Source organism: Kaistia adipata DSM 17808 (assembly GCF_000423225.1).
In the GTDB taxonomy this organism is placed as follows: Bacteria; Pseudomonadota; Alphaproteobacteria; order Rhizobiales; family Kaistiaceae; genus Kaistia; species Kaistia adipata.
The window spans coordinates 531,806-550,651 of the sequence record NZ_AUHO01000010.1 but is presented as its reverse complement, the minus strand read 5'-3'; the positions used below and the strand labels follow the sequence as shown (position 1 = coordinate 550,651).

Below are 18,846 nucleotides of genomic sequence, written 5' to 3'. Positions count from 1 at the left end.
CGAGGTGTGACCTCGGTCACTGTACAAAACCTACCGTAAGGGCAGGCTCGGCATGATAATAGGAATGCCATACGAGAAAGGGAGCGGATGCCTGCTTCGGAGATTTCGGACGACGACACCATCGACGTCATCGCGGACGACGCCACGCCGACGACGCGTCGCGGACGGAAAGCCGCCGGCGACGACCTCGTCACCACGTCGCTGACGTTGAGCACGCGGGTCATCGAACACTTCAAGGCCTCGGGCGAGGACTGGCAGTCGCGCCTCAACGAGGCGCTCAACATCATCGTCAACCGCACCCATGCGCGCGAGGCGAAGAAGCGCGCGCGGCTCCGGGCCCGCAGTGCCGTCCGCCGCCGCCTGCCGCCCTCCGGCGGCTAGACCCCTCCCGCCTCGCACGCTTGTCGCGCAGGCTCCGCCGCGCGCAAACCGCCTTGGAGCGGTTCACGTGAAACGGCGGCGGGGCTGCCCGGAGCAGCGCGGATCCCTACGTGCCGCTGGCGAAGTTCATCACTCGCGTCAGCAGCGTGTAGTTGGACTCGGCCACCATGATGGCGACGAAGACCAGGATCAGCAGCGGCGGCAGCAGGATCGCGTAGATCAGCGTCAGCCGCTCCCAGGCCATGTGCATGAAGATGGCGACGATCAGGCCGGCCTTCAGCAGCATGAACAGGATGATCAGCGACCAGCGCAGCAGGCCCTGCACGCCGACATAGTCGACGAAATAGGAGCAGGCGCTGAGGATGAACAGCCAGACCCAGACCGTCAGGTAGAGCTTCACCGGATGGTGCTGCTGCGTGTCGGCATGCGCGGTCGCGTCGGTCATGCGAATCTCCTACCAGAGGTAGAAAAAGGCGAAGATGAAGACCCAGACCAGATCGACGAAGTGCCAGTAGAGACCCATGATCTCGACGGATTCGTACTGGCCGCGCCGGCTGGTGAAGAAGCCGCGCCGGCCCGTCTCGAAATCGCCGCGCAGCACCTTGCGCGCCAGGATCAGCAGGAAGATCACGCCGAAGGTGACATGCGTGCCGTGAAAGCCGGTGATCATGAAGAAGGTGGAGCCGAACTGCGCCGCGCCCCACGGGTTTCCCCACGGCCGCACGCCCTCATGGATCAGCTTCGTCCATTCGAACGCCTGCATGCCGACGAAGCAGGCCCCGAGAAAGGCCGTCGCGAGCATCAGCATCCCCGCCTTGCGGCGGTCGCGCAGATAGCCGTAGTGCACGGCGAGCGCCATGGTGCCGCTGCTCGAGATCAGCACGAAGGTCATGATCGCGATCAGGATCAGCGGCACGGAGGTGCCGGCGATCTCGAGCGCGAACACCTCGCTCGGATTGGGCCAGGGCACGACCGTCGACATCCGCGCCGTCATGTAGGCGACGAGGAAGCAGCCGAAGACGAAGGTGTCGGAGAGCAGGAACACCCACATCATCGCCTTGCCCCAGGACACGCCCTTGAACGAGCTCTGGTCCGAGGCCCAGTCGGCGACGAAGCCGCGCCACCCCGGCTTGCCGCCGGCGGCGGCGGGGCCGTCCTGCATGATGCGGTCGTCCGCCAGATGTTCCACCATGCCCGCCTCCTATGAAAGCAGCTGACGGCAGATCAGGATGAAATCGCCGATCCAGCTCGTCAGCAGCCCGAGCAGCACCAGCCAGATCAGGAGAAGCGCGTGCCAGTAGGTGGCGCAGAGCCCGACGCCGGTCCGCAGCGCGGCGACACCGGCCCCCCTGAGCATCCGCCCCGTCACCCGGCCGAGCGCCACCAGCCCGCCCGCGACATGCACGCCGTGCAGCGCGGTGACGAGATAGAAGAAGGCGTTGGCCGGATTGCTGGCGAGGTAATAGCCCTCCTCGTTCAGCTGCCGCCAGGCGACGAGCTGGCCGACCAGGAACAGGAGCGCCGTGAAGCCGCCGGCGATGAGCCCGGTGCGCACGCTGTCGAAGTCGCCGCGCCGCGCGCCCGTCCGCGCCGTCTCCAGCGCCAGGCTGCTAACGAGGAGCGTGAAGGTGTTGACATAGAGGATGCCGGGCAGGCGCACGGGCCGCCAGTCGCCCAAGCCGGCGCGCATCAGATAGGCGCTGACGGTGAGCGCGAAGAGCGACCCGACGACGACCAGGAACACCGCCAGCCCGACCCGCGCCGCTTTCGGCGCCGACGGCTCGACGATCGGCACGCCGCCGGCGACGCCGACCTCGAGCCAGGGTTTCGAGAACAGGCCCTGGCGGACCAGCCAGGCAAAGACGACGATGACGACCGCCAGCAGGAAGACGAGGATGACGCTCACCGCGCGCCCTCCCCGACCGGGGCCGCGGCGGCTGCGCCGGGACCGGGATCGTTCTGCGCCAGGAAATCCTTGGCCATGCCGGGCACGCTGTAGTCATAGGCCCAGCGGTAGACGACCGGCCGCTCGGCGCCCCAGTTGCCGTGCGGCGGCGGCGTCTCGGGCGTCTGCCATTCGAGCGTGGTGGCGCCCCACGGATTGCCGCCGGACGGCTTGCCGTGCCGCAGGCTCCAGACGAGATTGAACAGGAACAGCATCTGCGCCGCGCCGACGATCAGCGCCGCGATGGTCATGAACTCGTTCAGCGTGTGCGCCGAGGGCGGCACGAAGCTGATGTCGCCGGATTCGAAATAGCGCCGCGGCACGCCGAGCAGGCCGAGATAGTGCATCGGGAAGAACACGGCATAGGCGCCGAGGAACGTCACCCAGAAGTGGATCTTGCCCATCGCGTCGTTCAGCATGCGGCCTGTCATCTTCGGGTACCAGTGATAGATCGCGCCGAAGATCACGAGGATCGGCGCGACGCCCATCACCATGTGGAAATGCGCCACCACGAACATGGTGTCGGAGAGCGGCACGTCGACGACGACATTGCCGAGGAACAGCCCGGTCAGGCCGCCATTGACGAAGGTGACGATGAAGCCGAGCGCGAACAGCATCGGCACGGTGAAGTGGATGTCGCCGCGCCACAGCGTCAGCACCCAGTTGTAGACCTTGAGCGCCGTCGGCACGGCGATGATCAGCGTCGTCGTGGCGAAGAAGAAGCCGAAGCCCGGATTCATGCCGCTCACATACATGTGGTGGGCCCAGACGACGAAGGAGAGCGCGCCGATGATGACGATCGCCCATACCATCATCCGGTAGCCGAAGATGTTCTTGCGGGCATGGGTGCTGATCAGGTCGGAGACGATGCCGAAGGCGGGCAACGCGACGATGTAGACCTCGGGATGGCCGAAGAACCAGAACAGGTGCTGGAACAGGATCGGGCTGCCGCCGGCGGTGTCGAGCGGCTCGCCCATGGCGATGATCGACGGCATGAAGAAGCTGGTGCCGAACAGCCGGTCGAACAGCATCATGACGGCGCCGACGAACAGCGCCGGGAAGGCGAGCAGCGCCATCACGGTGGCGGTGAAGATGCCCCAGACGGTGAGCGGCATGCGCATCAGCGTCATGCCCTTGGTGCGGCCCTGCAGCACCGTGACGACATAGTTGAGGCCGCCCATGGTGAAGCCGATGATGAACAGCATCAGCGACACCAGCATGATGATGATGCCCCATTGCTGGCCGGGCGTGTTGGCGAGGATCGCCTGCGGCGGATAGAGCGTCCAGCCCGCCCCGGTCGGCCCGCCGGGCACGAAGAATCCGGCCGCGAGCACGAGAACGGCGAGCAGGTAGATCCAATAGGAGAGCATGTTCAGATACGGGAACATCATGTCCCGCGCGCCGAGCATCAGCGGGATCAGGTAGTTGCCGAAGCCGCCGAGGAAGACGGCGGTGAGCAGATACACCACCATGATCATGCCGTGCATGGTGATGAACTGGTAGTAGCGGTCGGCGTCGATGAAGGGCAGCGCGCCCGGATAGGCGAGCTGGATGCGCATCAGCCACGAGAGCACCAGCGCCACCAGGCCGATCGCCATCGCCGTCGTGCCGTACTGGATGGCGATCACCTTGGCGTCCTGCGAGAAGACGTATTTCGTCACCCAGCTGGTCGGGTGGTAGAGCTCCAGTTCCCCGGCATGCCCCGCGGCATGTCCGTCACCGCCATGCGTCAGATCCACCATCAGGCGTCACCTCGCTCGGTTCCGAGGGCGGCCTTGCCCCCGCCTCTTGCCGCCGGCGCGAACGGACCGCGCCAGCGAATTCCCCTCGCCCGCGCTAGAGCGGCGGGCGCGCGCCGGCGCGCGTCTCAAGCGCGCTCGTCGTGGCCGGCGTCGTCAGTTGCTTGAAGGTCTGCTGCTGGTCGAGCCAGGCCTGGTAGTCCGCCTCCGCCTCGACCACGACCGTGCCGCGCATGTAGGGATGGCCGACGCCGCAGAGCTCGGCGCACAGCACCTCGAAGGTGCCGGTGCGGGTCGGCGTCACCCAGTAATAGGTGACCGAGCCCGGGATCATGTCCATCTTGGCGCGGAACTCGGGCACGAAGAAATTATGCACCGCGTCGACCGAGCGCAGCAGCAACGCTACCGGCTTGCCGACCGGCAGATGGATCTCGCCACCCTGCACGACGATATCGTCCTGGCCGGCCGGATCGTTGGGATCGATGCCGATCGGGTTCTCGGCGCTGACGGCGCGGGTGTCGGCGACGCCGAGGCGCCCGTCCTTGCCCGGCAGCCGGTAGGCCCACTGCCATTGCTGGCCGACGACCTCGACCGAGGCGGCGCCCGCCGGCACCGTGATGTACTGGCCCCAGACGACGAGGCCCGGCGCCAGCATGGCGGCGACGCCGACGCCGGTGACGACGGCGAGCCAGGTCTCGAGCCGCTTGTTCTCCGGCTCATAGGCGGCGCGATGGCCCGGCCGGTGGCGGAAGCGCCAGACGCAATAGGCCATGAACAGCACGACCGCGGCGAAGACGGCGCCGGTGATCCAGAAGGTCAGGTTGATGGTGTCGTCGATATAGCCCCAGTTCGACGCGATCGGCGTGAACCACCACGGGCTCAGGACATGGAACAGAATCGAGCCGGCGACCACCAGAGCAAGGATTATCGCGATCAGCATTCCTTTTTCATCCCAGCCGAGGAGCCCCTGTCGAAGGTCGGCCCCGCCATGATCAGAATGAAGTGGATACGCTTCCTGTCGTCGATGCGCCGTTTGGCGCCGGCGACCATCCTTTTTCTGCTTCTTCTACCTTAATCCCGATCCGGACCCGATCCAAGCGGACCGGGCCCGGCTGCCGCACCCGGCCGCGCCGGGCGAAGCGCCTCACATCTGCTTTCCGTCCGGACCGAACTGCTTGATGTAGGCGATGAGGTTGTCGATGTCCTTGTCGTCCTTGATGCCCGGGAAGGCCATCTTGGTGCCGGGAACCTTCGCCTTCGGATTATGGATGTATTCGCGGAACACCGTCTCGTCCCAGACGATGCCGGAATTCTTGTTGGCGTCCGAATACTTGTAGCCCGCCACCGAGCCCGAATGACGGCCGAACAGGCCGTTCAGCTCCGGCCCGACGGCGTTCTTGGCGTTCTCGCCGATCTGGTGACAGGCCTTGCACTTCAGAAACACCTTCTGGCCGAGCGCCGCGTCGCCATCCGCGGCCGCCGCCGCCGGAATCGCGACCAGGGCCAGCATCACGCCCAAGCTCCGCAAGATCATTGCCGCCTCCCAGGAGCTTGCATCCGTCGCTCCGGGCTCACTGCCCCGGACGGAGCGCTCCGCCGGCAAGCTAACACATCCCGCAACGTCATGTCAGTTTAGAACGATTATGATCAGGTTCACGACACGGCAAGGCGGCGCCCGAAGAACCTTGCATCGGGGTGTCGATTGGGCTTGTCTCGACCGCAAGTCGTCCCGCCGAAACAGAATTCCAGAGCCAGAACCTGCCGGAGAAGCGAATGATCTACGAATTGCGCGTCTATTCCTGCCTGCCCGGCCGCCTGCCCGCGCTGCAGAACCGCTTCCAGAAGGACACGCTGCGGCTCTGGGACAAGCACGGCATCCGCCAGGCCGGCTTCTGGACGACGCTGATCGGCCCGGCCAACAACGACCTGACCTATCTGATCGCCTGGGAAAGCCTGGCCGAGCGCGAACAGAAGTGGGGCGCCTTCATGGCCGATCCCGAATGGCAGGCCGCCCGCGCCGAGAGCGAGAAGGACGGCCTGATCGTCGCCAATGTCGCGGCTTCGTTCCTGCAGCCGACGGCCTATTCCTCCGTCCGCTGACGGAGCCGGCAGCGGCGCCGGATCGTCGGCGCGCGCCTATCGGAGAATGGAGACGCGGGGCGAGGGCCCCGCGCCCCGCGCGATCAGTGGGTCGAGAGCTTGAGGCCGATCAGGCCGGACAGGATCAGCGCGACGCTGACGATCCGGAACAGCGAGGCGGCCTCGCCGAGCCAGAAGATGCCGACGCAGAAGGCGCCGACGGCGCCGATGCCGGTCCAGATCGCATAGGCCGTGCCGAGCGGCAGCGACTTCATCGAGATCGACAGCAGCGCGAAGCTGATGATCATCGTGACGATGGTGACGACGCTCGGCCAGAGCTTGGTGAAGCCGTCCGACTGCTTCATCGCCGACGCCCAGACGACCTCGAAGATACCGGCGAGAACAAGATAAACCCAGGCCATGCGGCCCTCCTTCGATGGGCCGGGCCGTCCCGGACATGCTTTCCCGATATGGGGAGGTCGTTCCTCGATCGCTCCTAGATAGCGATGCCCGGCATGCCGGGCAAGGCATCCCCTCGCCGCGCTCGGGGACCGGGATGCACGCGTCGTTCGGATACATCCAGGTCAGCATGGTGAGGACTGAGGCCTGAATCCCGGTCCTCTTCAGCTCCAAGCCGGCCAGCGCCACGATCCGGACGAGCGGCAGCAGTGCGCCGGCGAGGCCGACGCGGCCGGCGAGGCCGAGCGCGTGCGACACCGGGCTCAAACCCGGCAGGCCTTCCGCGCCGGCGCGCCGCGTCTACATCGCGCGCGCTGTTCGAAGATCCTCAGAATGTCGCGCCGATCTGCCAGGGCACGAATTCGTTGTCGCCATAGCCGAGAAGCTCGGACTTGCTGCGCTTGCCGGAGGCGACCGCGAGGATCTCGTCGAAGATCTCCTGCCCCTTCGCCTCGAGCGACTTGCCGTCGAGCACGTCGCCGCCATTGATATCCATGTCCTCGATCATCTTGGCGTAGATCTCGGAATTGGTGGCGATCTTGATCGATGGCGTCGGCTTGCAGCCATAGGCGGAGCCGCGCCCCGTGGTGAAGCAGAGGATGTTGGCGCCGCCGGCGACCTGGCCCGTCGCCGAGACCGGGTCGTAGCCGGGCGTGTCCATGAACACGAAGCCCTTCTCGGTCACCGGCTCGGCATAGCCATAGACGGCGGTCAGCGGCGAGGTGCCGCCCTTGGCAGCGGCCCCGAGCGACTTCTCGAGAATGGTCGTCAACCCGCCCTGCTTGTTGCCGGGCGACGGATTGTTGTTCATCTCCATGAGGTTACGCTGCGCGTAGTCCTCCCACCAATGGATGATGTCGACCAGCTTCTCGCCGATCTCGCGCGAGACGGCGCGGCGAGTGAGCAGATGCTCCGCGCCGTAGATCTCGGGCGTCTCGGACAGGATCGCGGTGCCGCCATTGCGGACCAGGATATCGGCGGCGACGCCGAGCGCCGGATTGGCGGTGATGCCGGAATAGCCGTCGGATCCGCCGCATTGCAGGGCGAGCATCAGCTCGCTCGCCGGCACGGTCTCGCGCTGGACGCTGTTGACGATCGGCAGCATCGCCTTCACCGCCTCGACGCCGGCGTCGACCGTCTTCCGCGTGCCGCCGACCTCCTGGATCGTCATGGTGCGGAAGGTCTCGCTCTCCTCGATCCCGTAGGCGTCCTTGAAGCGCGGGATCTGGAAGCCCTCGCAGCCGAGGCCGACCATGACGACGCCGCCCATGTTCGGGTTGGTGGCATAGCCCCAGGTGGTGCGCTTCAGCGTGTCGAAGATGACGCCGCGATAGTCGATGACGCAGCCATTCGCCTGCTTCAGCGCGACGATGCCGTCGATGTTCGGATAGTCGTTCAGGATGCCGGAGCGCTCGATCTCGGCGGCGATGAAGCCGGCGACCGTCGTCGAGCAGTTCACCGAGGTGAGGATGCCGACATAGTTGCGCGTGCCCACCTTGCCGTTGGCGCGGCGGAAGCCCTGGAAGGTCGCCTGCTCGGCCGCCGGCACATAGTGCGTCGGCACCACGCCCTCGCCGAAGGCGTAGTCACGCGCGAAGGCGCCGTGCTCCTCGCCGATGCCGCAATTATGCTCGTGCACCCAGTCACCGGGCGCGATGTCGGTTTTCGCGAAGCCGATGATCTGGCCGAACTTGACGACCGGCTCGCCGGCGGCGATCGGCCGGAGCGCGAATTTATGGCCGCGCGGCACGCGGCGGGTGATCTGGACGCCCTGCGCCGTCGTCGTGCCGGCCTCGAGATTGCCGAGCGCCACGGCGATGTTGTCGGAGCCATTGAGGACGAGCGTCCGCGGCTGGGCAGAGATGGGGGCTGCCTCGTTCATGTAGATACCCTCGCGGCGCGTCGATGGCCGCTCTCAAGTTCAAGTTCAGGCGGCACGCCAGCCGTCACGGATCAGCGTGTAGCCGTCGCTGTAGACTTCGGTCGTGGTGGGGAAGAGGTCGCGCCAGACGCGCGTCGCCGCGGCGAGCAGCGGCATCGAGCGACCGAACGCCTCGATGGTGATCCAGCCGTCATAGTCGACCGCCTTCAGCGCCTTGAACGTGCTGGCGAAATCGATGTGGCCCTTGCCGGGCGTGCCGCGATCGTTCTCGGAAACATGCACATGCGCCAGATGCGGCGCGATGGCGGTGACGGCGGCCAGCGGATCCTTCTCCTCGATATTGGCGTGGAAGGTGTCGTACATGCCGGCGACATTGGGATGGTCGACCTCGGCCAGGTAGCCGGCGAGATCGTGCATCGTGTTGACGAAATAGCATTCGAAGCGGTTGACCGCCTCCAGCACCAGCGTGATGCCGCGTGCCTTGGCCATGTCGCCCGCCTCGCGGTGGAAGGTGATGCCGCGCTCGCGTTCGACGGCGGTCGGCGCATCGCCGGAGAAATGGCCGAGCGTCGAATGCAGGGGGCCACCGACGACGTTCGCGCCGAGGGCGGCGGAGCAATCGAGGATCCACTGCATGTGGCGGCGAGCCGCATCCTGCTGGGCGGCGTCTTCGCCGATCGGGTTCATTTCGGTGCCGGGGAACAGCGCGATCACGGTGCGGTCGAGGCCGAGCCGGTCGAGCTCGCGTCCGAGCTCCGCATAGTGCTCCGGCGTGCCCTCGAAGATCGGGATCTCGACGCCGTCATAGCCGCAGCGCTTCAGGTCCTCGAGGATCGGCCAGTGCCGGGGTTCGACATGGGCGGTCCAGAGCAGGAGATTGAAACCGATCTTCATGGCACGTCTCTTCTCAGCATCGCGATGGAAGCCTCGCGGGCCGGGCCTCGCGGTCCGGCTCCGCTGGAACGAGCCGGCGAACCCGATGGTCCGCCGGCCCGGCACATCACTCGGAGGGCGGAACCGGAGGGGCTGCACCCTGCGGCAGCGGCTCTTCCAGCCACTTGGTCACCATTTCAGGCTTTGCATCCCAGGGAGCGGCATCGGCCAGATTGTCCTTGGTGATCACCTGGGTCGGAGCGTAGTAGAACTGGCCCGGCTTGACCGTACCGTCGATGACGCCGAGCAGCAGGCGCAGCGCATGGACCGAGGCGATCGACGGCGGGTTGCTGCCGGTCAGGGTCATCTGGCCCTTCTCGATCAGCTCGACGCCATAGGGCGCGCCGTTGTTGCCGCCGATCAGGATCTCGCCGGTCTTGCCGGCGCGGTCGATGGCGATGGCGACGCCGACGGCCATGTCGTCATTGGCGGCGTAGATCGCCTTGACGTTCGGATGAGCCGTCAGGATCTGCGAGGCGGCGTCCATCGCCTTCTGGCGGTCCCAATCGGCCGCGACATCGGCCACGGAGACAGCCTTCGAGCCCGACTTCGCCATGCCGTTCTTGAACGACTGGGCGAAGGCTTCCGCGTCGCCGCGGCCGAGCTTGCCGGTGATGGTGGCGTATTCGCCCTCCGGCAGCAGCTTGCCGATCGCCTCGCCGACGGGCTCGCCGAACCGGAAGAGGTCGATCTGCATGATGCCGGCCGAATCCGCCAGGATCGACTCGTCATAGCCGTACTGGAAGAAGATCGGCACGCCGGCCTTCTTGGCCTGCGCGATGGCGGCCTTTTCCGACGACAGCGACACGGCGTAGATCAAGATGCCGTCGACGCCCTTGGTGATCGCGTCCTGGACGTTGGCGAGTTCCTGGGTCGGGTCGTTGTTGGCCGAATAGGTGATCAGCTTGACGCCGAGCTTGTCGGCCGCGGCCTGGGCCGCGTTCATGCCGTACTGGTAGTACGGATCCGGACCGCCGCGCATGAAGGCGATGGTCTTCTCCGCCGCCTGCGCCAGGCCGGGCGCCACCAGCGCGGTTCCGAGCGCCAGCAGCGCAAGGGCTCTCCTCGTAATCATCATTGCTCGTCTCCTCCGTTGACCAAGGCTCTGAAGCGGCGTTCCGGTTAGGTCTTTTTCTGCAGAAGGACTGCCGCCGTTATGATCAATCCCAGCACGGCGCTCTGGAAGTTCGCGCCGACTCCGAGAAGGTTCATGCTGTTGCTCACCAGGCCCAGCAGCAGGACGCCGCCGAGCGTGCCGATGACCGTGCCGCGCCCGCCGATCAGCGGCGTGCCGCCGATGACCACGGCCGCGATAGCGCGGAGTTCGTAGCCGGTGCCCATGCTGGGCAGGCCGGAATCGAGGATGCCGGTGAGGATCACGCCCGCGGCGCCGACGAACAGGCCGCTCAGCGCATAGAGCGCGATCTTGATGCGCCGGACCGGGATGCCGGAAAGCCGCGCCGCTTCCTCGTTGCCGCCGATGGCGAAGGCATAGCGGCCGAGCGTGGTGAAGCGCAGGATCAGGAACATGGCGAGGATCGAGACGATCATCGCATAGACGGGCCAGGGCACACCGAGGAAATCGCCGAGCCCGAAGACGTCGAACAGCTTGCCCGTTCCGTTGATCGGGCTGCCGCCGGACATCAGGATGGCGACGCCCTGCAGGAAGGTCATCGTGCCGAGCGTGATGATGAACGGCGTGGCGCGGTTGGTGGCGACCAGCATGCCGTTGATCGTGCCGACCACGACGCCGGCCGCGACGCCGGCCAGAATGCCGAGCGTGACCGAGCCGGTCGACATGATGGTGAGCGCCGTGGCGAGGCCGGCGACCGAAAGCGCCGCGCCGACCGAGAGATCGAGGCCGCCAGCGATCAGCAGGATCGTCTGGCCTGACGCCACGATGCCGAGCGCCGAGACCTGGAACAGGATGTTCATCAGGTTGTTGACGGACAGGAAGCGCGGATTGCCGATGGCCGTGACCACGACGATCAGCAGCAGGACGATCAGCAGGGTGTAGCGGCCGATGTCGAGCGTCCGGAGACCGCCGGGCTTGCGGATTGCCTGCGCGACGGTGGCGGCGGGAGAAGACATCAGTTCAGGCTCCGGGTGCTTTGAGTCTGGATGGCGGCCAGCAGCTGCTGGGGATCGAGGCCTTCGGGCGACAGCGACTGTTCGATCCGGCCGCCGCGCAGGACGAGGATCCGGTCGGCGAGCGCGATCAGTTCCTCGAGGTCGGTCGAGACGAAGACGATGGTCGCGCCCTTGGCCGCGAGATGGCGCAGATGGTCGTGGATCTGGCGTTGCGATTCGACGTCGACGCCCTGGGTCGGCTCCTCGAGCACGAACAATTGGCCATCGGCGAAGATGGCGCGCCCGAGCAGCGCCTTGCGCTGGTTGCCGCCGCTCAGGAAGCGGACCTCTCGGCTCGGCGCGCGCGGATTGAGATCGAGTTGCTCGGACATGGCCGTCGCGACGCCGGTCTCCTTGGCGAGCTTCAGCCAGCCCAGTTTCGACAACGATCGCAGCGCCGCGAGCGAGATGTTCTTGGCGATCGACAGGCTCATCACCAGGCCGCGGCCGCGCATGTCCTCGGGGATGAAGAGCACGCCACGGGCGATCGCCTCGCGGACGGCGCGCGGCGCGTAGGGCCGGCCACCGAGCGTCATGGCGCCCGAGACATGGCGGTGATCGAGACCGCCGATCACGGCGGCCAGCGCGTTGGCGCCGCCGCCGATCAGGCCAGTCAGGCCGACGATCTCGCCCTTGGCGACTTCCAGCGAAACACGGTCGAGACCACCTTCGCTGGAAACGCCATCCATGACGAGGAACGCCTCGGCGCGCGGCTTGTCCAGCCGGCGCGGCTCGACCGCGTCCAGCGTGCGGCCGACGATCATCGCGATCAGGCCTTCCTTGTCGGCGCCCTTGCCGTCGACCAGCGCCACCTTGCGGCCGTTGCGCAGCACAGTGATGCGGTCAGAGATCGCCAGCACCTCGTCGAGGTGATGCGAGACATAGACGATCGCCATGCCCTGGCGGGCGAGGTCGCGGATCAGGTTGAACAGGAATTCCGCCTGCGCCTTGTTGAGCGCCGCGGTCGGCTCGTCGAGCAGCAGCACATGTGCCTTCTCGCGCACCGCCTTGGCGATCGCGACCTGCTGGCGGTCGGCGATGTCGAGATCGCCGAGACGCCTGCCGACCGGCAGGTTAAGGCCGAGCCGGGCGAGCAGCTCGCTCGCCTGCCGGGCCATCGCCTTCTCGTCGATGATGCCGAGCGCCATGCGGGGCTCGGCGCCGAGGAAGATGTTGGCCGCGACGGAGAGGTCGAGATGCAGTTCCGGATTCTGGTAGACGATGGCGATGCCGGCGGCCCGGCCCTCGGCCGGATTGAGCGCCTTGAACGCCTGCCCGCCGACGATGATGTCGCCGCTGTCGGGCGGCTGCGCGCCCGACAGGATCTTCATGAAGGTGGACTTGCCGGCGCCGTTCTTGCCGACCAGCCCGTGCACTTCGCCACGCGCGACCTCGAAATGGATGTCGTCGAGGGCGCGCTGGCCAAGAAAGCTCTTGGTCACGCCCTGGACCTGGATCGCGAGTGGGGTTTCCGACTGCATCGCTGTTCCGCCGCTCAGCTCTTGACCGCTTCCCAGCGGCCGGACTTGGCCGAGGCGAGCACCGCGTCGGTGACGTAGTCGGTCTTGAGCGCGTCGCGGAAGGTCGGCGCGGCCGGCGTGCCGGAGGCGAGACCGTCGAGGAAATCCGCCGCCTGGTGGATGAAGCTGTGCTCGTAGCCGATCTGCAGCCCCGGCACCCACCAATGGCCCATATAGGGATGGTCACCGTCGGTGATGTGGATCGAGCGCCAGCCGCGCAGATGGCCGTCGTCGCCATGATCGAAGAACTGCAGCCGGTGCAAATCGTGCAGGTCCCAGGCGATCGAGCCCTTCTCGCCATTGATCTCCAGCGTATAGAGCGCCTTGTGGCCGCGGGCGTAGCGGGTCGCCTCGAAGGTTGCGAGCGAGCCGTTCTCGAAGCGGGCGAGGAAGGCGCTGGCGTCGTCGATCTTGACCTCTTCGACCTTGCCGCTGACCGCATGCGAGCGCTGCTTGACGAAGGTCTCGGTCGCGGCCGTGACGCTGTCGATGCCGCCGTTCAGCCAGAGCGCGGTGTCGATGCAATGCGCCAGCAGGTCGCCGGTGACACCGCTGCCGGCGACGCTGGCGTCGAGGCGCCAGGTGCCCATGCCGCCCTGCGGCACGTCGGCGGAGATCGTCCAGTCCTGCAGGAACTTGGCGCGATAGTGGAAGATGCGACCGAGCCGGCCCTCGTCGATCATCTGCTTGGCGAGCGTCACCGCCGGCACGCGGCGATAATTGTACCAGACCATGTTGGCGACGCCGGCCGCCTCGACGGCGGCGACCATCTTCTCCGCCTCGGCGGCGTTGCGGCCGAGCGGCTTCTCGCACATCACCATCTTGCCGGCCTCAGCCGCCGCGATGGCGATCTCGGCATGGGTGTCGTTCGGGCTGGCGATATCGATCAGGTCGATATCCTTGCGCTCGATCAGCTTGCGCCAGTCGCTCTCGGAGCTCTCATAGCCCCAGTTCGCGGCGAAATCGGCGGCGCCCTTGGCGTTACGCGTGGCGATCGCCTTGAGGACGGGCTCGTATTCGTTGCTGAAGAACTGGCCGACCTGGCGGAAGGCATTGGAATGGGTGCGGCCCATGAAGCCGGCGCCGACCAGGCCGATATTGAGCTTTTTCTTGGTCATTTCCAAATTTCCCCGGAACCGTTATTCGCGCCAGCCATGGGCGTCGCGCACCTTGATCATCGCGCCCAGAACGTCGTTCCAGGTCTGCTGCGCCGTCATCACGGAATTCGGGAACATGCAGCCGTCCCAGGCGATGTGGCGCATCTTCCTGGTCAGGTTGCCCTCACCGTCGCGCAGCCAGTAGCCGGCGTGCTTGGTGACATCGAGCTTGCCGTTCGGATCGGTGACCTGGACGTGGCGGCCGGTCTTCTCGTGATCGCCGGAGCCGAACACGGTGGCGTCGTTCTGGGCGACGTGGAAATCATAGGTCCAGGGACGGAGCGCGTCGGCGACCTTCTTGTAGGCCGCGTCAAGGACCGAGCGGTCCTTCCAGTCATAGCCCTCGGGGAGCAGGCGATCCTTCTCGGCGTTGTAGCCGAGGGTGAACAGCATCGAATGCGCCATGTCGGCCTGGTAGCCGACGACGCCCGGCATGCCGACTTCCTCGAGCAGGCGGACATTCTCGCGCCAGGACTGCATGCCGCCCCAGCAGATCTCGCCCTCGGCGACGACGAACTCGCCATGGTCCTGCGCCGCCTTGCCGGCCTCGCGGAACGTCTCGGCGATGATCTTGGTGTTGCCGACGGGGTCCTTGTCCCAGTCGCCGACGCCGGTCGAGGAATCGATGCGGATGCCGCCGGTCGGGCGAATGCCGAGCTCGCGCATCTGCTGGCCGATTGCCGCCGCCTTGCGAACCTGCGAGACGAAGCGCTTGCGATCGTCGGCCGAGCCCATGGCGGAGCCGCCGCCGGCGCCCGCCCAGATCGGCGCCACGAACGAGCCGACCTTCAGGCCGTAACTCGCGATGTGGTCGACCATGCGCTTGACCTGGTCCTTGTCGCTGTCGATCGAGAGATGCGGATCGGCCAGCCAGAGATCGATGCCGTCGAATTTCTGGCCGTCGACTTCGGCCTTGGCGGTCAGCTCCAACAGGGTGTCCAGCGGAATGATGGGCTCGCCACCTTCGCCGCCCTTGCCGACGACGCCGGGCCATGCCGCGTTGTGCAGCTTCGGAAAGTTGTTCTGATCCGCCACGTACTCTTCCTCCCTCTCGGACCGCGCCGCCAAGCGGGCCCCTCCTGCAGGCCGGAGAAGGTCTTAGGGCCGCCGCACGGGCACACGCCTCCGCCGGTCGCCCTCGCGGGCTCCGTTCAGCGTATCGCCGTGCGCGAATGCCTCCCCCGCGCTTCGACCACAACCTCCATGGGCCGGAACGCAGCGTCACTGTCTGTTATATTAGTGTAACGTGTCAAGTCGCATTCAACGCAGAGTTGGCACCACGGTCAAATGCACAATTCTTGACTATCGCACTCTGGTTTTATCGACGATATCGTTGATAATGACTGCGTCTCGGGCATTCTGCCCGGAATCCCCGACGGCAGGCGGCGAGCAATCGCTCGTGGAGACCGGCTTGCGGGCAGGGACGATACTAATATAACAGTGAAGCGCGACGCCGGCCGGAACGCGGCCCGGAACCCTGGTTCCGCGAAGGCGTAGCGCGCATGATTTGGGAGGATTTGAACGGGTGGTGGAACCGGCTTTGCTGCAGCTGCAACTGGTCAATCTCGATCGCAAGTCGCCGCTGCGCGACCAGATCTATCAGCTCGTCCGCACGCTGATCATCATCGGGCAACTGCGCCCCGGACAATCCGTCAACGAGGTCGAGATCGCCGAGCAGCTCGGCGTCTCCCGCACCCCCGTCCGGGAGGCGGTCAAGCGGCTGAGCGACGAAGGCCTGATCAACGTCTATGCCCAGACGGGGACGTTCGTCGCCAAGATCTCGCGCGCCGCGCTGGAAGAGGCCTATGTCATCCGCAACGCGCTCGAGGTCGAAAGCGTGCGCCGCGCCGCGGCCAAGATCACCAGGCTGCACGTGGAGACACTCGAGGACATCATCGGCCAGCATCAGACCGCGATCGCTCGCAAGCGCTATGCCGACGCCATCCGCCTCGACGACGACTTCCACCGCTCGATCGCCGAGATCAACGATTTCTCGATGCTGTGGCGGGCGGTCGACATCTCCAAGGCGCAGATGGATCGCGGCCGCTACCTCGCACTGCCCCGCCCCGGCTCCGGCGAGACGACGATCGCCCAGCACCAGGCGATCCTGACGGCGCTCGCCGCCCATGACGAAGAGCGGGCGATGGAGGCGATGCGCGTGCATCTCGACACCTCGCTGCGCAACACGCTGAGCCTCATCGGCGACATCCTGGAGCCGACCGCAGACTGAGCCCTCGCCCCGTGCGCGATGCAGCATTGCTCCCCCGCGACGTCGCCTGCGAGACTCCCGGCGACATCCCGTCGCGACCGGTCGAACCGCGCCCATCCGATGTTTCGGCAAGCGGAGACGGCGTTGCGATCTGCCCGCGACGAGCGAGAACGGGATTTGACCGCCCGACCTTCGGAGCAGCCCCTCGCTCCGCCAATGAACCCGGCCGGAAGGAGGCGGGTTCATCCACGCAGGCCGCACATCAAGGAAACCCATGTCTTTCGTCGTTCGCATCGCGCTGCTGGCGCTCGTCCTCGTCACGCCGACCTGGAGCTTCGCGCAGTCCCCCGAGACCTTCGAAGCCGCCGATGGGTCTTACCGTTTCCACTATCCGCAGGGCTTCGCACTGGACTCGATGTTCGCGGACGGGACCGGCGACGCCACCGGCGTCACCGCCTCCAGCATGGACAATGGCGATGTGCGCGTCACCTTCCTCGGGCCGCGCGATCCCGGCGACATCGCGGACGCGACCGAGGCGAATCGCCAAGCAATCGTCGACGAATTCACGAAGGCCATAGCCGTCCTGCCTTCGATCAAGTTCCGATCCTCGGCCATGACCACCATGCTCGGCCAGCCAGCCGTCGACATGGTGTTCACCAACAAGCGGTTCGGGAACGTCGCGATCAATCGCTATGTCTTCACCGTGCACGATGGCAAGGCCTACAATTTCGAATGCATCTATCGGGAAGACAAGGCGGAGCAATTCGCTCCCGCCTGCGATCTCGCCATTTCGACCGTGAGCCTGCTGGCGACCGGCGCAGCTTCAGCCACGGGCGCCGAGGAACAGGACACCGCTTCGGAAGCCGGAGCTTGCACCGAGCTGGCGCTCAACCGCCGCACCGGCGCGGTTGTCGAGCGGAGCTCCAACCTGCTGATGAAGGACCCGTCCCCGACGAGGATCGCCCGGGTCAAGACAGCGCATGACGCGGCGATGGCGATCGACGCGCGGGCTGGATCGACGCCGTCCGAACAGGATTGCCGGGACGTCGACGCGATCCTCGAGACGCTGAAATAGGGACCTGCGGAACCCTGCAAGCGCAGCGCGCCGCCACGGCCGAACGGCGCCAGGCATTTCCGGCGTGGCGAACGCGCCTCGAGCTGGGCTGAAGGCCGCGCGGCGCGGACGCACGCCGACGCCGGGGGCTCAGAAGCGGATGTTCATGCCCATCTGGACCGAGTCCAGCCGATGCTTGAACTCGTAGGTCCAGTTTGGCGGGTAAACATCGCCATAGCTGAAGGTCGAGCGGTCCTTGGAGAATTTCGTGTGATTGTATTCGGCGAACACCGACAGGTGTTCGGTGAAGCGATACTCGGTACCCACTCCGACGGCGACGCCGACACGCGTGGCGTCGAGGCTGGCGTCAACCAGGTTCCAGCGTTCATCGACGCTTGCGTAATTGAATTGGCCGAATGCCGGGCCGGCATTCGCGTAGACCAGCATCCGGGGCTGGACCAGATAGCCCATGCGGGCCGTGAGCGTGGTGATGGCCACGGCGTTCGACGACACGACCTCATCGACCTTCAGGAAGTGGTCGCCATCGGATCCGGTCATCTCGTGCCGCAGCCTCAGGCCGAGCACGGCATCGCCCCACTGCAGATCGGCGCCGGCCTGCAGAAGACCGTAGAGATGCCAGCCGCCGTAATTCGCTGCTGGATACCCGGCATATCCCAGTTGGGCCGGCGAATACTGCTCCGTCTGCAGATGGCTGCCGGTCGCGCCGATTCCGACATAGAAGCCGGTCCACTGAGGGGCGACGTCATCGGCCAGTGCGGCTGTCGAGACCAGAACGCCGAATGCCGTCGAGACGGCCCTGAACGCACGAAGACTCAAGTCAAAACTCCTACCGCCGCGCCGCATGCGTTCAGGCCCCCCTGTCGCTGGGAGCCGCTCCTGTTCCGACGCCGACTATGTGGAGCGGCCTGTTCGCGTACAAGCTTGTTTTCGGATATCCAGAAGTATTGCTCAGGCGACCGCGGACCCACGCCAGCAGAAGGTTCCAGCCCGTCCCCGATGCGCTCTGCTGCGGCGGATGAAAGTCCGCTCCATCCGACGATGATTGCCTGTCGAGCATCTGCACGCGCGCGCAGCAACCGCTCGCCCCCGCCTCGATTTCCGGCACGGGAACCAGAGCGAATAGCTCAATCAATTCAGAATTTTAGAAAAGGATGGCGTCCCGGAAGGGATTCGAACCCCTGACCTACGGTTTAGGAAACCGTTGCTCTATCCTGCTGAGCTACCGGGACATGCGCCAGACCATGCCATGCGCCCGCGGAGCGCGCCATGGGCGACACGCTTATGGTCCGATTGTCGCTCGGGTTTCAAGTGTGTTCGTCAGGAATCTCGCGAACCCC

General features: G+C 66.1%; 19 protein-coding genes and 1 tRNA gene. 4 read left to right on the top strand and 16 right to left on the bottom strand.

The genetic code is table 11. The features are described from left to right. The first annotated feature begins 87 nt into the window (after window positions 1–87). Window positions 88–381: a BrnA antitoxin family protein gene (locus G539_RS24510; protein ID WP_035830995.1), complete on the top strand. Its 294-nt coding sequence runs from the start codon at window positions 88–90 to the stop codon at window positions 379–381. A gap of 106 nt (window positions 382–487) precedes the next feature. On the opposite strand, the gene G539_RS0111460 is transcribed toward G539_RS24510, so the two are convergent. The 6 genes from G539_RS0111460 to G539_RS0111430 all read right to left on the bottom strand — a co-directional run bounded on the left by G539_RS0111460 (window position 488) and on the right by G539_RS0111430 (window position 5,599). Next, complete coding sequence (locus tag G539_RS0111460; RefSeq protein WP_029075327.1) at window positions 488–826, bottom strand: cytochrome C oxidase subunit IV family protein; 339 nt, start codon at window positions 824–826, stop codon at window positions 488–490. 9 nt (window positions 827–835) lie between these two features. Then, entirely contained in the window at window positions 836–1,543 is a 708-nt protein-coding gene (locus G539_RS0111455) for a heme-copper oxidase subunit III family protein (protein WP_035831140.1), read from the bottom strand. Between the two features lie 39 nt (window positions 1,544–1,582). Beyond that, window positions 1,583–2,287, bottom strand: coding sequence for a cytochrome c oxidase subunit 3 (locus G539_RS0111450; protein WP_029075325.1), 705 nt, complete (start codon window positions 2,285–2,287; stop codon window positions 1,583–1,585). Continuing rightward, window positions 2,284–4,068: a cytochrome c oxidase subunit I gene (ctaD, locus tag G539_RS0111445; protein WP_029075324.1), complete on the bottom strand. Its 1,785-nt coding sequence runs from the start codon at window positions 4,066–4,068 to the stop codon at window positions 2,284–2,286. Before ctaD ends, G539_RS0111450 begins: the two co-directional genes overlap by 4 nt. A gap of 94 nt (window positions 4,069–4,162) precedes the next feature. Continuing rightward, on the bottom strand, window positions 4,163–5,005 hold the full coding sequence (locus G539_RS24505) for a cytochrome c oxidase subunit II (RefSeq protein ID WP_035830993.1): 843 nt from the start codon (window positions 5,003–5,005) through the stop codon (window positions 4,163–4,165). Window positions 5,006–5,209: 204 nt separating this feature from the next. Further along, window positions 5,210–5,599, bottom strand: coding sequence for a c-type cytochrome (locus G539_RS0111430; protein ID WP_029075323.1), 390 nt, complete (start codon window positions 5,597–5,599; stop codon window positions 5,210–5,212). 239 nt (window positions 5,600–5,838) lie between these two features. Here G539_RS0111430 and G539_RS0111425 point away from each other — a divergent pair, with 239 nt between their 5' ends. Next, a complete protein-coding gene (locus G539_RS0111425) occupies window positions 5,839–6,165 on the top strand; it encodes an NIPSNAP family protein (protein WP_029075322.1) in 327 nt (108 codons plus the stop codon). A gap of 83 nt (window positions 6,166–6,248) precedes the next feature. Here G539_RS0111425 and sugE read toward each other — a convergent pair whose 3' ends face one another. From sugE to G539_RS0111380, 8 genes are all read right to left on the bottom strand, one after another. Next, window positions 6,249–6,566 (bottom strand): quaternary ammonium compound efflux SMR transporter SugE, encoded by a 318-nt coding sequence (sugE, locus tag G539_RS0111420; RefSeq protein ID WP_029075321.1) that lies wholly within the window; start codon window positions 6,564–6,566, stop codon window positions 6,249–6,251. Window positions 6,567–6,931: 365 nt separating this feature from the next. Then, window positions 6,932–8,485, bottom strand: a complete 1,554-nt coding sequence (locus tag G539_RS0111410) for a UxaA family hydrolase (protein ID WP_029075320.1) — start codon at window positions 8,483–8,485, stop codon at window positions 6,932–6,934. 45 nt (window positions 8,486–8,530) lie between these two features. Next, complete coding sequence (locus G539_RS0111405) at window positions 8,531–9,379, bottom strand: sugar phosphate isomerase/epimerase family protein (protein ID WP_029075319.1); 849 nt, start codon at window positions 9,377–9,379, stop codon at window positions 8,531–8,533. 106 nt (window positions 9,380–9,485) lie between these two features. Then, window positions 9,486–10,496, bottom strand: a complete 1,011-nt coding sequence (locus G539_RS26200; protein ID WP_051231303.1) for a sugar ABC transporter substrate-binding protein — start codon at window positions 10,494–10,496, stop codon at window positions 9,486–9,488. 44 nt (window positions 10,497–10,540) lie between these two features. Next, window positions 10,541–11,509 carry an ABC transporter permease gene (locus G539_RS0111395; protein ID WP_051231302.1) on the bottom strand — a complete coding sequence of 323 codons (969 nt, stop codon included), beginning with the start codon at window positions 11,507–11,509 and terminating at the stop codon, window positions 10,541–10,543. Continuing rightward, window positions 11,509–13,029, bottom strand: a complete 1,521-nt coding sequence (locus tag G539_RS0111390) for a sugar ABC transporter ATP-binding protein (RefSeq protein ID WP_029075317.1) — start codon at window positions 13,027–13,029, stop codon at window positions 11,509–11,511. The genes G539_RS0111395 and G539_RS0111390 overlap by 1 nt, the downstream gene beginning before the upstream one ends. 14 nt (window positions 13,030–13,043) lie before the next feature. Next, window positions 13,044–14,186 carry a Gfo/Idh/MocA family protein gene (locus G539_RS0111385; RefSeq protein ID WP_029075316.1) on the bottom strand — a complete coding sequence of 381 codons (1,143 nt, stop codon included), beginning with the start codon at window positions 14,184–14,186 and terminating at the stop codon, window positions 13,044–13,046. Window positions 14,187–14,207: 21 nt separating this feature from the next. Further along, window positions 14,208–15,260 (bottom strand): sugar phosphate isomerase/epimerase family protein, encoded by a 1,053-nt coding sequence (locus tag G539_RS0111380; RefSeq protein WP_029075315.1) that lies wholly within the window; start codon window positions 15,258–15,260, stop codon window positions 14,208–14,210. 490 nt (window positions 15,261–15,750) lie between these two features. On the opposite strand from G539_RS0111380, the gene G539_RS0111375 reads away from it, so the two are divergent. Beyond that, entirely contained in the window at window positions 15,751–16,455 is a 705-nt protein-coding gene (locus G539_RS0111375) for a GntR family transcriptional regulator (RefSeq protein ID WP_245576862.1), read from the top strand. A gap of 253 nt (window positions 16,456–16,708) precedes the next feature. Further along, a complete protein-coding gene (locus G539_RS0111370; RefSeq protein WP_029075313.1) occupies window positions 16,709–17,509 on the top strand; it encodes a hypothetical protein in 801 nt (266 codons plus the stop codon). A gap of 129 nt (window positions 17,510–17,638) precedes the next feature. On the opposite strand, the gene G539_RS0111365 is transcribed toward G539_RS0111370, so the two are convergent. Together G539_RS0111365 and G539_RS0111360 are read right to left on the bottom strand one after the other, a co-directional pair. After that, a complete protein-coding gene (locus G539_RS0111365) occupies window positions 17,639–18,325 on the bottom strand; it encodes an outer membrane protein (RefSeq protein WP_029075312.1) in 687 nt (228 codons plus the stop codon). A 336-nt stretch (window positions 18,326–18,661) separates the two neighbouring features. Then, window positions 18,662–18,738 (bottom strand) — tRNA-Arg (locus G539_RS0111360). Between the last annotated feature and the right edge of the window lie 108 nt (window positions 18,739–18,846).